Here is a 12,813-nt window from a genome sequence, read left to right as displayed (position 1 = left end):
CGTCGGCCGGGACCTCGCCCCGGCCGACGCCGCGAATCTTCCGCACACCCAGGCTGTAGCCATTGTGACTGAGCTCGGCGGCCCCACATCCCACACCGCACTGCTGGCTCGTGGCATAGGGATTCCTGCTGTCGTCGGCGCCGCTGACATCCTGGACGTCCCCGAAGGTACGCGTATCTTGGTAGACGGAACCACCGGGGAAATCATCATCAATCCCACCGACGCCCTGGCTGTGGGCGCCATCACGGCCCCCGTCAAGGTGACATCGCTCACCAAGCCCGGTGCCACCAAGGACAACCGTCACATCGAGCTGTTGGCCAATATCGGCACCCCAACTGACGCAGCCGCGGCAGCCGAAGCCGGGGCTGAAGGCATCGGGCTGTTCCGCACCGAGTTTGCCTACCTGGGACGTGACACGGAACCAACCGTCACCGAACAGGCCGAATCCTACCGTCAGGTCATGTCCGCCTTTACCCAAACCGGCACCGCGCCCCAAACCGGCGCCGCAACCGTGGAACCTATTGACCCCGCCGCCGCGAAAACGTCCCCGCACGTGGTCATTCGGACGCTCGACGCCGGGTCGGACAAGCTGTTGAAGTTCCTGAACCTTCCGGCCGAGGACAATCCGGCTTTGGGCGTGCGCGGATATCGCACCGCCAAAATCCACCCTGACGTCCTGAAACGCCAGCTCGAAGCCATCGCCGCGGGCGCCCCGGACGCCTGGGTCATGGCTCCGATGATTGCGACGCCCGAGGAAGCCGATGCTTTCGCCACCCTGGCGCGCGTGTCCTACGGCCTCAAAACCGTTGGCGTCATGGTGGAAACCCCGGCCGCCGCACTGATGGCCCCGGAGCTGTACGACATTGTCGATTTTGTATCAATCGGTACAAACGACCTGACCCAGTACACTTTCGCGGCCGACCGTCTGGAAGCCGAGCTGCAGGAACTCCAGGATCCCGGCCGCCCGGCCCTGCTGCGGCTGATCAAAGCCATCGGCGACGCCGCGACCCGCGCCAACAAGCCCCTGGGCGTTTGCGGCGAAGCGGCGCGCAACCCCGAATTGGCACCTATCCTGGTCGGCCTGGGCGTCACCAGCCTCTCGATGGCCCCCCGCGCCCTGGCCGGTGTCGCCGACGCCCTGTCCGCCCTGACCTTCACCGACTGCGCCGCCAGAGCCTCCGCCCGTCTCTAACACCCCCGTGCTCGCACCCTCCGAGTGGGTATCTCAGTAAACGTTACGTACCCGGGAAGAGAGGGCGGGCTGAGCGAAGGCGGGGCGGCTCAGAAAAAGACTAGGGGGTGTGCTTCGCTCCATTTCTGGAGCGAAGCTGGGCTTGGGTGGCAGCGAAGCATGAGCCACCCAAGAAAACGGCGTAGGCGGCATAAATGCGATGCCCAGTGGGCATCGCGCCGCCGGAGCGCCAAACAGAATATCCCGCGAGCGATACCCGCCCGACGCGACGAACGACGCGGAGGAAAAAACCAACGAAACCAGAGAAGCCTATTGAATTAAAAAACTTACCCGGGCCGAACAACGCGACCCGGGCAAGCCTATTGAATTATGAATTACTTGACGTCGCCGTCAACCCACTCGAAGGTCCGCGAAACTGCCTTCTTCCACAGGCGCAGCGTCCGGTTGCGCTCGGCCGCATCCATGGCCGGGTTCCAACGCTTGTTTTCCTGCCAGTTGTCGATAACGTCCTGGGTGCCCGTCCAGAAGCCGACCGCGATACCGGCTGCGTAGGCAGCACCCAAGGCGGTGGTTTCCGCGACGACCGGCAAAACCACCGGCACGCCCAACACATCGGACTGGAACTGCATCAACAGGTTGTTCGCGGTCATGCCGCCGTCCACACGCAGCTCGCCGAGCTTGACGTGGGAGTCGGCTTCCATAGCGTCCAACACTTCGCGGGTCTGGAAAGCGGTGGCTTCCAGGGCGGCGCGGGCAATGTGAGCCTTGGTGTTGTAACGGGTCATGCCGACGATAGCGCCGCGGGCATCGCCCTTCCAGTACGGAGCGAACAAGCCCGAGAACGCCGGGACGAAGTAGACTCCACCGTTGTCCTCGACCGAGGAAGCCAGGGCTTCGACGTCGCCGGACGAGGCGATGATCTGGAGGTTGTCACGCAGCCACTGAATCAGCGAGCCGGTCACAGCGATGGAGCCTTCCAAAGCGTAGACGGTCGGTTCGTTGCCGATCTTGTAGCAAACCGTGGTGATCATGCCGTTTTCGGACGGCATCGGGTCGGTGCCGGTGTTCATCAACATGAAGCAGCCAGTGCCGTAGGTGTTCTTGGCCATGCCGGGTTCGAAACAGGCCTGGCCGAAGGTCGCAGCCTGCTGATCGCCCAAGTCGCCGGCGACCGGAACGCCCGCCAGCAAGCCATCCTGACGGCATTCGCCGTAGATCTCGGAGCTGGACTTGATGGCCGGGAGCATCGACATCGGGATGCCGGCTTCGGCACAGATGTCCTCGCGCCACTGCAGCGTCTTCAGATCCATCAGCATGGTACGCGAAGCGTTGGTCACGTCGGTCACGTGGATACCGCCGTTCACGCCGCCGGTCACGTTCCAGATGACCCAGGTGTCGGGGTTGCCGAACAGCAGTTCGCCGCGCTCGGCACGTTCCTTCACGCCCGGGACGTTCTCAAGGATCCACATGATCTTGGTAATGGAAGCGTAGGTCGACAGCGTCTCGCCCACAATCGGACGCCAGCGATCGGGGCCGCCGTTGGCTGCCAAACGATCGACGATGTCCTGGGAGCGGGTGTCCTGCCACACAATCGCGTTGTACACCGGTTCACCAGTGTTCTTATCCCACACGATGGTGGTTTCGCGCTGGTTCGTCACACCCAACGCGGCAATGTCATGGTGGTTGACTTCCGCCCCGGCCGATTGGGTGGCGTTGGCCAAGGCCTTGCCGATGACCTCACGGACGTTGGTCCAGATCTCGGCGGCGTTGTGTTCCACCCAGCCCGGGTTCGGGAAGATCTGTTCGTGTTCCATTTGACCCACGGAAACAATACGACCGGAGTGGTCGAAAATGATTGCGCGGGACGAGGTGGTGCCTTGGTCAATAGCCATGACGTATTTCTTGTCAGACATAGGTAATTCCTTCCTGAAGCATTGCTTATGCTTATGGATTCAATAGTTGTAGGGGGTTCAATAGTCCGGGTCGGAACCGTCTTTGGTGGACCCGGTTTTGGGGTGGGTTTCGACTTTGAAACCCCGGGCGGGTTTTTGGGGGTTGCCCAAAAACCCGCCCAGTGAGTATTCAGTTGTTTTGATTACATGCCGACAGCCATCAGCGGGCCGGTCGGAATGTAGACCAGACCAGCGATGACGCCACCGACGATCGGGCCGACAACCGGAACCCAGCTGTAGCCCCAGTCCGAGCCACCCTTGTTCTTGATCGGCAGGATGGCGTGCAGCAAACGCGGGCTCAAGTCACGAGCGGGGTTCAGAGCGTACCCGGTGGGCCCGCCCAGTGAAGCACCAATCGCGAAGATGACGAAGCCCACGGCGAGCGGGCCAAGGCCGCTCTGGGTCCAGCCACTGATCAACACCCAGTAAACCAGGGTGAAGGTGGCGATAACTTCGGTAAGGAAGTTCCAGAAGTAGGAACGGATACCGGGACCAGTCGAGAAGGTACCCAGGATGTCACCGGGTTCTTCGTGTGCATCGTAGTGTTTCTTGTAAGCTAGCCAGGCGAGGGCAGAACCCACGAAAGCACCCAGCATTTGGGCCACAATGTAAATAACGGTGTTGGGGACATTCACGGCGATGCCGGGCATGTATTCAGTCTTGCCAGCGGCAACCAAGCCCAGGGTCACGGCCGGGTTCAGGTGGCCACCAGTGCGGAAGGCCACGAAAACGCCGATCATAACGGCGAAACCCCACCCAAAGTTGATGAGCAGCCAGCCGCTACCCTTACCCTTTGAGTTTGCCAACGTGTTTGTTGCACATACACCGGTACCGAAAATCATCAGGAACATGGTCCCCATGAACTCGGAAAGGAATACTGCGCTCAAAGGAACAGCCTCCATAGTTTATTGCCTTTCTCTAAATGTGTTGCATTTCGGTGTCAAACGGGAATCGGTTGATTCCCGAAGCAATATGGTGTCGTAAAAAGCATCTTTGCCCCTGCGACGATTTATTTCAGGGTTGCCTCCCTTCCTGTGTGCGCAGATGTAGCGAACGGTGGAGCAGTTCAATCGGATGAATAACTTCCGCTCCGGTTCCCTTCCTTATCTGCCAGCGACATGTTTCGGTATCACATGCCGCCAGTCGGGGATTGACGTGCTCAATTTTATCAAACAAAGGTTTGCCGATGGCCTGTGCGACTTCGAATTTTTCCTTCTTTAACCCGTAAGTTCCGGCGATGCCACAACACGGCTGACCTGACTCTTCGACATGTACCCCGGGGATGGCTTCCATCATCCGGATAGCCGGTTTCCCGAAGCCCTGGGACTTCACCTGGCAGGGCTGGTGATAGGTCAGGCTGGTCTCGATGGGATGCAAGTCTTCGAAGGGGAAATCCCCTTCGTCCATCAGGTGGGCGATGAATTCCGAGGTCTCGAACAGGCGCGCGCCCACGTCCTTTAAGACGGCATCCTCGATGCCCATGATCTCGTGGGCTTCGTGGCGCAACATACCCGCACAGGATCCCGACGAGGACACAATCTTCAGGTCCTTGCCGGCTTTCTGCAGTTCGCGAGCCAGCTTCAGGACGTGCCGCGAGGCGTCGCCAAACAGGCCGTTGGACTGGGATGCCAAACCACAGCAGCCCTGCTTCGGCACAATGACGCGGTATCCCAAATGCTCCAGGACTTCCACCGTCGCCTTCGAGGTTTCGACCTCGAAATATGCGCCCGCGCAGCCGTGGAAGAAGACGATGGGGCCGCGATGCCAACGCTTGTCCGGGGTGAACACCCCGCGAGACGCCGACCAGGTCGTTCCATAGACGTCTTTTTCGTGTTTCTTCCACCAGCTGAGGAAGCTTTGCGTTTGCGCCTGGGGCATGGGGGCATCCGCGTGCACCTGGATGACGCCTTCCACAATCTTGCGGATCGGCTTCACCTTCAGGGCGGCGTTTGCCACCGGCGCCAGCGGCGTCAACAGTTTGCCTTCCAGCTCGGTCTGGGTAATGAGCCGGTCGCGCAGCGGCATGTGTTCGGCCTTCATAACCGCGCGCGCCTGGGCGTTCAGTTCGGCAATCTTAACGCCGTGAGGGCAGACCGTGGTACAGATCGAACAACCGGAACAGTAATCCAGGGACTTATCGACCGACTGGCCTTTGCGGAAACGTTCGGCCTGGGGGCCAACAAACTTCGGGCCCGAGAACTTCGGCGTCACGCGCATGACCGGGCACTGGGTTTCACAAATCGTGCACTTCAAGCACTGATCCAGCGAGGTGCGGGCCAAGGTGGCCTTGGCATATTCAAGTGCGGCATTATCTGTCATTTTTCGCTCCTCTCCGCCGAGCCCAGGGCTTTCGCTGCGGCGTAAGCACTTCCCAAAGCCAGACCTTCGCCGGACAGTTCACGCCAAGGCGCGGCTCCGCCGATCATTTCACCCAGACAAAAGACGTTGTCGAAAACGGCCTTTCCGAATTCGTCCACCGGCTGCATCTGGGCATTCACGTGGACTCCGCTCATCAGCGCGTTTTCCACGTCCTGACGGTTTTCCACGTCGATTTCGTGAATGCCTGTAGTGGCGACGGACTCGGGGGCGAATATCGGCAAGCCAAAGATCTTTTCCGTAATTAGAAGGTGCGAGTCGCGTTCCAAGTTGCCGCTCATAATGCCGCCGGCCGCGTCCAAAACGGCATCGACACGCACTTCGTCAGCGCCGCCGGCACGCTTGACCGTAAGCGATTCCACGTGCTCTGCCATGGTGTGGGCTTCCAACACCTCACAGTTCAAGTGGATGTCAACCCGCTCGGCTCGGCAACGCCGCACCAGATGGTCAAAGATGCGCCGACCCAGGATGGACGGCGGCACCGTCGGCACCTCCGCCACGGGGGCGTGCACCTGGGCGGCAAAGTCGGCGAAAGTATCCTCGCTCAAGCCCATGAACGCCGGAATCAGAACCGTTTCACCGTCCGCCACAATCCCGTTGATCAGCGCCACAAAGTTCGAACGCATCTTTGCGGCCTTGTCGGGATCCAACTCGGCCACATCAAAGGCGCGTGCATAATCGGTGGCGGTCACGTCGGCTTCCTTTTCCCGGCCAGAGAAATCCAGAGTGACCGAACGGGCACTGAGCTTCAGGGTCTCGCAGCGCGACAGGTTGTCGGCAATCATGGCAGCGGGGAAGTCCTTGAACTGCTTCACCCCCACTACCAGCAACTTCATCCCTTTACGCAACACCCCGGCCGCGCAGGAACGCGGGATCAGGAACGTCGGGCGCGGGGAACCTATTGCGGTCGCCAACAAAACGTTACCCGCACCGTCCTTGACCGGCTCCCAAAAATCGGCCAGCGTGTCGCGGTACCAGTCGATGCCGCCGCGGACGTTTTCGACCCCAATAGTGTGGTAGGGGTGGTTTTCGGGCAGCTTCTCGATTTCTGCGAAGGGGTCGGTGGTAACGGGTTCCTTCGCGTCCGGAGCGTAACCGAACACGTCGGCGGTGCCGTTGGACAGAGCCAAACCGCCCATGCCCTTTGTGTAAACAGTAACTTGGTGGCCAGCGGCGTGCGCCATCAGGGCGGCGCTCAAACCGGCCAAGCCTTCACCGATGACTGCGATTTTCACTTGGCACCTCCTTTCGGATCGTCCCGATCAATGCCGTGGTTCAAAGCCAAATCGCCGGTAGCCAGGCTGGAAGCGGGGCTCGGATCGGGCAAGTGTTCCAGGTTCAGGGTCGAGACCACCCACTTCTGCAAGGCCATTTCGCGGGCCATGGCGCCGTACATGATTGGGCGTATACCGCCCAAGCGGTTCGAGAAGAACAGCTTCAACATGGTCGTCGAGACATCCGCGGTGCTGGCGGGAGCATCGGCTTTGGCGGACTTGGACTTAGCGGGGGCGGCCGCGGTTTCCGTGCCGGCGGCGCCGGTTGCGGTGGGGTTTGCCTGGCGGAATTCGTGGATGATGCCGGCCGTGCGCGCCCCGCAGAAAGTGCCTTGGCACGGACCCATGCCGATACGCAGCTGACGACGCAGGTCATCGATGTTCGCCACGGGGTTTTCCTTCAGCTTTTCGGTGATCATGCGCCGGTTCACCAGCTCGCATTCGCAGATGATCGGTTCGTCGTGGCGATCCTCCTCGCGGTCCTTCAGTCGGTCGGACAGGTGGCTAAAGCGTCGCGTCGCGGCCGAAGGAACGGGCTCTTCGGCGGTGTGGCAAATCCGGTTGTCACCCAGTTGATGACACATGGCATTGACAACTTTTTCACCCATCAGGCGGTAGGTGGTGAACTTGCCGCCGGCGATAGTCAGGAAGCCGCCGATTCCGTCGCGGGTCAGGTGATCCAGAATGGCCATGCCGCGAGCCATGTGGCGGGTGTCGGTGGCAGCCACGCGGGAATCTTTGACCAGCGGACGGGCGCCGGACCAGACGTGGAGGGCACGAGCCTGACGGATCCCCGGAACAAGGTCTTCTGCCTTGTCCAGCATCTTTTGGACTTCCTCGGGCTTGATCGCCAGGAAGTCTGGCTTCACCGCGGCTTGGTCGGTGGTGCCGATGATGCAGATCGGGTGGGCGGGAACCAAGATGTCGCCGTCGCCCGAGATGGCACAGCGGTTAACGACGTGGTGAACCAGGCGTTGGTTGAAACCAATCATGATGCCACGACCGGGCACCACCTGGACTTTCTCGGCGCCGGCCATGGTGGCGATTTCACCAGCCCACGGGCCGCTGGCATTGATGACAAAGCGGCAGTCGATTTTCACTTCCTCGCCGGTTTTTTCGTTGCGGGCGGTAACGCCGTTGACCTTGTCGTTTTCCACGTGAATGGCTGTAACGCGGTGGTAGGGCATGATCTTTGCGCCGTATTCCTTGGCGGATTCCAGCGCGCCCCAAATCAGGCGCCAGCCGTCCACCGCACCGTCGCGCACCCGGAAAGCACGCTTGATGCCGGGATTCAGTCGCGGTTCTTCCTTCAACGCCTGGCTGATCGAGATTTCTTCACAGGGCACCCCGGCTTCCAGGGCGGCCGGCAGGAAACGGTCGGCGTATTCATCGGGATCGCCCGGGGGTAGGACGAACAGGCCGCCGGTGTCCTCCACCGCGTCAGCATTGATACGCCGCACAATAGCGCTCTCATCGGCACACTGGGTTGCCGATTCCGGGTCGGAAATGACGTAACGACCACCCGAGTGCAACAGGCCGTGATAGCGCGCGGAAGTACCCTGGCCGATGTCGGCCCGTTCCAGCAACACCACCTCGTACCCTCTCATTGCGGCATCCCGAGCCACCCCTGCTCCAGTAGCGCCGCCACCAACAATGACCAAATCAGCACGCAAGTTCAGCATCTAGTCTCCTCCGTTGGAGAATCCGATCTTCGAGGGCCACATTGCCCTCAATTTCTTCCCCACCAAGATAACTCAGAAGCTTCAGGCGTTTCCTGGAAATGGTTATATTCAGCGAATTTGGTACATACGTGCACAAACGAACAGCTATAATGAAATTAATTGCGCAATAGTTCCGCCCTGTTACGTTACGGGGAAATTCGGTTTTCGGGTTGTTTGGGTCGGCACAATGAAGGTGAGGCTGAGTTAATGGAAGAGCGCGAAGAACGGGAAGAGACAGCCTACCGTGCCGCCTTGATGCACTATGTCCAAGGCGAGACGATGGAAGCCATCGCCCGCAAGCTGAAAGTCTCACGTTCCACTGTTTCACGGCTCATTAAAGACGCCCGCAACCGTGGCTACATCCAGTTTTCGCTGCAGCCGCCGAATTCGGCGACTTCCGCTTTGCGTACCGAGTTGTCTAAACGCTTTGGGGTGCAGGTTCAGGTGGTGCCCATCGCGCCGCGCTCCGGGGGCAAGCAACGCCTGACTCAGGTGGCCGCCTTTGCCGGCAACGTTATTGCCGAAGCCGTCTTCCCCGATATTGTTATCGGCGTGGCCTGGGGCAACACAATCTCCGCGGTGGCCGAGAACCTGGTGCCCAAGCCGGTGATGGGGGCGACCGTGGTGCAGCTGAACGGAGCCGCAAACGTGCTGTCTTCCGGCATCCTCTATGCCGGCACTATTATGGAGGCTTTCGGCCGAGCCTTCCGCGCCAGCGTGCAACACTTCCCGGTGCCGACCTTCTTTGATTTCCCCGACACCAAGGTGGCTTTGTGGCGCGAACGCTCCATTCAATCCGTGCTGGAAGTGCAAAAACAGGTCGATATAGCCATTTTCGGCGTCGGCACCACGACGGGATCGCAACTGTCCATGGTGTATTCCGGCGGATATATTGTCCCCGAAGAAATGCAGCAACAAAAGGATCAGGGCGTCGTTGGCGACGTGTGTACGGTCTTGCTGCGGGCGGATGGATCGTGGGAAGACCTTGAGGTAAATCAGCGGGCTTCCGGCCCGACCCCGCGCGACCTGGCGTGCATTCCTCGGCGTATCTGTATCGTTTCCGGTGTTGATAAGGCGGTGCCGTTGCTCGCCGCGCTGCGTGCCGGGGTAGCGACCGACCTGATTGTGGATGAGGACTGCGCGGCTCGGCTGTTGAAGATCAGCGAGGAACAAACCAACGCGAGCTGAGCGGGCGGGCGGCTGGGGATTCTATTGAAACGGTAATAATACCAGTAAACGGTATAAATCATTTACTGATACGGATTCGCAGGTGGGGAAGTTACTAAACGATATACCGTCGGCGAGTATTCAATGTCATCTACCCCGTCAATGCGGGTGAAAATGTCCTTCCACAGGCGCGTTTCCACCGCCGCGATGCCGTCGTAGGGTGCCAAATACCGCAAAAACAGGTCGCCGCCGGAGCCGTGCACGCGCATATTGACCGTGGGCTCAATAGTTGAATCGAACATGTCGGCCTGTTCCGTCAGCTTCTCGCGGTCTTGCTCCTCGGTGTCGGCAACCAGCGTATCGAGCTGACCGCGGGCGGCGTCCAGCAGGATTTCCTCGGCTTTGGAAACGTTGGAAGCGTGCGTAATCGGCAGGGTCAGGTCCTTCCACACGTAAGGGAAATCGGCGGTTTCGTTGGAAAATGCCTTTTCAAAGACAAAGGAGTTCGGGATGGTGACGATTTTGCCGGTCGGGGTTTGGGTGCTCAGCCAGCCCTCGATTTCGGACATAGAGAACGTCAGCAAGCCGATATGCGTGATTTCCCCGCGATGGCCATCGATCTCGATGCGGTCGCCAATCTGGAAGGGCTTGCGGTAGAGGATTGGAAGTAGGCGAAAAGGTTCACGACCAGCGATTGCATCGCCAGGACGAAGACCAGGATGCCGACCAGCACAAAGATGACCAGCGAATCCAGGATGTACTTCACAATGTCGTCGAGCATGGTTTAAGCCTAGTCGTTGTTGGGGCGGTTTCGCTAACGGAGAATTCAGATTTCCTATTGATTTTCGCGGCGTTTTGGGGTATTTTTAAACGCTCAATAGGTTTCCTTGATTGCGTAATCGCTTAGGGGTCGGGTGCATCTGTACCGAACGATGTGATGGGACAGTGAACCTGACCCCGGAGTGGAAACGCAACGTACCCGAGTGGCTGCGCGGGGAGACTATTGAAATAAAAAAAGAATAGAGGGGATGATCGGTTTCGACGGTCGGTGTTTTCTTGAGAGAAGCGGGTCGAGGATGCGTCCTCATCTCGTAAACGATGGATGCGAACCAATAAGTGCTGAACGCAACAGTGCTAAGTCCTTCGCTTTGGCCGCTTAATCCCAAAGCGAACTGACTTCGTCAGCCCGTGATTGCTTCGGTCACGGATCCTGGCGTCGCTTTCGGAGCCACTGGAATCGCCCGGGTTACTTGGGTTTGATTCGACATTTTAGGTAACTTTAGCCGTGCGTAGCCCTGTCTGTGGGCAGCGCCCGGCCGAGAATCCAAAACAGACTGCACCCGGAGAAGAAGCAAGTGGTGTCGATCGGACGGGGGTTCAATTCCCCCCATCTCCACCATTAGGACGCTCATTTTGATACAAAGTGAGCGTCCTTTTTGTTGGCTAGGTACGCAATGTTTCCCCTTGTGAGAGAGGTATTAAGGGCTCTCTTTAGGTTCAAGAAAGTCTGGGTCGTCCAGCCGGAGACTTACAAATTCTCGCGTTGGTATCTTGTCCTCTGCGAATCTTGTGATGCTGCTAAATAGTGTGCTTTCCGCTAAAAGGTTATTTAGCGCTGAAAAGTTCAAACTTGTGTTTCTCCAATCTGGTTTGTTGGTCTATTGGTTTCCTGAGCGAGTAGTTCTTTGTGGGTATCCCATAGGTATTGAACAAGTGCTAGAGATGTGCCCGCTGCTAGCCGGGCTTCTCGTTCATCTAAGCCAACGTAAGAAGCGGTTTTCCCATGGCCAGTGCCGTAATGGTTTCTAAGCTCTGCTAGCGATTTAGCTGCTGTAGCAAGACTTCCCAGCAACGATTTGAGAGTTCTAGCTGCCGGAGCGGTTTCTGGAACTTGGGATGGGTTCAGGTGAAGAAGTTCTGTTGCCCGCTTTACTAGTTTGGGTAAGTCGTCGTTTCGATTTAGCTCTTCTCCGTGTTGTTCAAGAATCGTGTTGCAGCAGGATTCGATGAGCTCTTTGGCTGTCCCGATTACCAGCGTCGGATTCGTGGTGATATTGCTCGTCAGGATTTGCTGTTGCTGAGACAGGTATTCGCTGGTGAAGCCGACCTTTTTAGGGTCAACTACCTGAAATTCTGCTGGCACAAGAGAAGCTTTCAACTCCTCGAGTTGACGTTTGCATCTAGAAGCTAATTCAAGATCGGCTTCACTAGCGTCATGCGCGGCTACTCGATCCCATTCTCTCATCAAGGCATTGAGCAGCATGATCGAATCCCGTCGAGGTGCCTTTTCAAGGTAGCTCGTCAGTGACTTTCCCTTCGAGGCGCCATATTTCTCTGTCAGACGGATGCCGATCACTTCTTCAGTAAAAGCGTCAAACTGCTCGTTGTTGAACTCAAGAACATAGCCACCCTTATTCAGGAGGTCTAAGAAATCTGCTCGTTCTGAATGCACGAGATGAGGTTTGGCCATTTCTTCCTATCTATCAATTAGCTCGCTTTGTCATTATCAAGGGACTGTCCTGAAAAGTGTGTAACTGGCTTTTGAGTCCGTCGGTTTTGGCGGGGATGGTTGGTTATGAAGATGAGTGTTGGAACACTGGTGCCTATGGCACGTAAACAGGACAGGAAACCGTGTAAGTCGGATTCCCGGGATACGGGCGGAAAACCCAGTCGGAGTTGGCTGCACAAATGGTGCGCATGGTTAAAGACGCGGGCCTGGAGCTGACCGGCCCTGGTGGGCTTTTGAAAGTGTTCACGAAGTCTGTACTCGAGACCGTGTTGAACGAGGAAATGGCCGAGCATCTGGGGCGGGAAAAACACGTGAAAGCCACGGATGGGGAATCGGATAACGCCCGCAACGGGACGATTTGTAAGACCGTGCTTACTGACACGGTTGGCAAGGTGGATATAGGGGTTCCTCGGGATCGTAACGGTACATTCGAGCCAGTGATTGTGAAGAAACGCCAGTGTCGACTCACGGACGTGGACGTTATCGTTTTGTCGCTGTACGCGAAGGGTTTGACTACTGGTGAGATCTCGGCGCATTTCAAAGATATTTACGGTGCTGAGGTTTCCAAGGAAACCATTTCAAGAATCACGGACAAAGTCATGGAAGAAATGACGGCCTGGTC

The 12,813-nt window shown here is 58.2% G+C and carries 11 protein-coding genes and 1 other RNA gene; 4 read left to right on the top strand and 8 right to left on the bottom strand.

The window, feature by feature from the left end; genetic code table 11:
• The coding region (locus SPI05_RS05635) for a putative PEP-binding protein (RefSeq protein ID WP_321076910.1) at nucleotides 1-1,192 on the top strand (1,192 nt) is incomplete at its 5' end.
• 374 nt (nucleotides 1,193-1,566) lie between these two features.
• On the opposite strand, the gene glpK is transcribed toward SPI05_RS05635, so the two are convergent.
• The 5 genes from glpK to glpA form a co-directional block, all read right to left on the bottom strand.
• Nucleotides 1,567-3,105: a glycerol kinase GlpK gene (glpK, locus tag SPI05_RS05630; protein WP_321076908.1), complete on the bottom strand. Its 1,539-nt coding sequence runs from the start codon at nucleotides 3,103-3,105 to the stop codon at nucleotides 1,567-1,569.
• Nucleotides 3,106-3,287: 182 nt separating this feature from the next.
• Nucleotides 3,288-4,046, bottom strand: a complete 759-nt coding sequence (locus SPI05_RS05625; protein WP_321076906.1) for an MIP/aquaporin family protein — start codon at nucleotides 4,044-4,046, stop codon at nucleotides 3,288-3,290.
• A 112-nt stretch (nucleotides 4,047-4,158) separates the two neighbouring features.
• Nucleotides 4,159-5,463, bottom strand: a complete 1,305-nt coding sequence (locus tag SPI05_RS05620) for an anaerobic glycerol-3-phosphate dehydrogenase subunit C (RefSeq protein ID WP_321076904.1) — start codon at nucleotides 5,461-5,463, stop codon at nucleotides 4,159-4,161.
• Nucleotides 5,460-6,755, bottom strand: a complete 1,296-nt coding sequence (glpB, locus tag SPI05_RS05615) for a glycerol-3-phosphate dehydrogenase subunit GlpB (RefSeq protein ID WP_321076902.1) — start codon at nucleotides 6,753-6,755, stop codon at nucleotides 5,460-5,462. Before glpB ends, SPI05_RS05620 begins: the two co-directional genes overlap by 4 nt.
• The gene (gene glpA, locus SPI05_RS05610) at nucleotides 6,752-8,476 is read right to left on the bottom strand and encodes an anaerobic glycerol-3-phosphate dehydrogenase subunit GlpA (protein WP_321076900.1); all 1,725 of its coding nucleotides are present in this window, start codon (nucleotides 8,474-8,476) and stop codon (nucleotides 6,752-6,754) included. The genes glpB and glpA overlap by 4 nt, the downstream gene beginning before the upstream one ends.
• Nucleotides 8,477-8,722: 246 nt before the next feature.
• Between glpA and SPI05_RS05605 the strand changes: the two genes are divergently transcribed.
• Nucleotides 8,723-9,703, top strand: a complete 981-nt coding sequence (locus tag SPI05_RS05605; protein ID WP_321076898.1) for a sugar-binding transcriptional regulator — start codon at nucleotides 8,723-8,725, stop codon at nucleotides 9,701-9,703.
• A 62-nt stretch (nucleotides 9,704-9,765) separates the two neighbouring features.
• On the opposite strand, the gene SPI05_RS05600 is transcribed toward SPI05_RS05605, so the two are convergent.
• Both SPI05_RS05600 and SPI05_RS05595 read right to left on the bottom strand, forming a co-directional pair.
• The gene (locus tag SPI05_RS05600) at nucleotides 9,766-10,302 is read right to left on the bottom strand and encodes a mechanosensitive ion channel domain-containing protein (protein ID WP_321076912.1); all 537 of its coding nucleotides are present in this window, start codon (nucleotides 10,300-10,302) and stop codon (nucleotides 9,766-9,768) included.
• On the bottom strand, nucleotides 10,260-10,463 hold the full coding sequence (locus SPI05_RS05595; RefSeq protein WP_321076896.1) for a hypothetical protein: 204 nt from the start codon (nucleotides 10,461-10,463) through the stop codon (nucleotides 10,260-10,262). Before SPI05_RS05595 ends, SPI05_RS05600 begins: the two co-directional genes overlap by 43 nt.
• Before the next feature lie 243 nt (nucleotides 10,464-10,706).
• Here SPI05_RS05595 and ssrA point away from each other — a divergent pair.
• Nucleotides 10,707-11,081: a transfer-messenger RNA gene (ssrA, locus tag SPI05_RS05590) on the top strand.
• Between the two features lie 225 nt (nucleotides 11,082-11,306).
• On the opposite strand, the gene SPI05_RS05585 is transcribed toward ssrA, so the two are convergent.
• Complete coding sequence (locus SPI05_RS05585; protein ID WP_321076894.1) at nucleotides 11,307-12,152, bottom strand: abortive infection family protein; 846 nt, start codon at nucleotides 12,150-12,152, stop codon at nucleotides 11,307-11,309.
• Nucleotides 12,153-12,358: 206 nt separating this feature from the next.
• On the opposite strand from SPI05_RS05585, the gene SPI05_RS05580 reads away from it, so the two are divergent.
• The coding region (locus SPI05_RS05580) for a transposase (protein ID WP_321076892.1) at nucleotides 12,359-12,813 on the top strand (455 nt) is incomplete at its 3' end.

It is taken from the genome of Mobiluncus sp. (assembly GCF_034180645.1).
Classification (GTDB): Bacteria; Actinomycetota; Actinomycetes; order Actinomycetales; family Actinomycetaceae; genus Mobiluncus.
The sequence above is the reverse complement of the archived record's forward strand: the minus strand, read 5'-3'. Positions and strand labels throughout refer to the sequence as shown.

Bases quoted from the DNA above. Each gene is read 5' to 3' on its own strand.
- SPI05_RS05620 (WP_321076904.1), bottom strand. From the start codon at position 5,463: ATGACAGATAATGCCGCACTTGAATATGCCAAGGCCACCTTGGCCCGC.
- SPI05_RS05605 (WP_321076898.1), top strand. From the start codon at position 8,723: ATGGAAGAGCGCGAAGAACGGGAAGAGACAGCCTACCGTGCCGCCTTG.
- SPI05_RS05595 (WP_321076896.1), bottom strand. From the start codon at position 10,463: ATGCTCGACGACATTGTGAAGTACATCCTGGATTCGCTGGTCATCTTT.
- SPI05_RS05625 (WP_321076906.1), bottom strand. From the start codon at position 4,046: ATGGAGGCTGTTCCTTTGAGCGCAGTATTCCTTTCCGAGTTCATGGGG.
- SPI05_RS05585 (WP_321076894.1), bottom strand. From the start codon at position 12,152: ATGGCCAAACCTCATCTCGTGCATTCAGAACGAGCAGATTTCTTAGAC.
- glpK (WP_321076908.1), bottom strand. From the start codon at position 3,105: ATGTCTGACAAGAAATACGTCATGGCTATTGACCAAGGCACCACCTCG.
- glpA (WP_321076900.1), bottom strand. From the start codon at position 8,476: ATGCTGAACTTGCGTGCTGATTTGGTCATTGTTGGTGGCGGCGCTACT.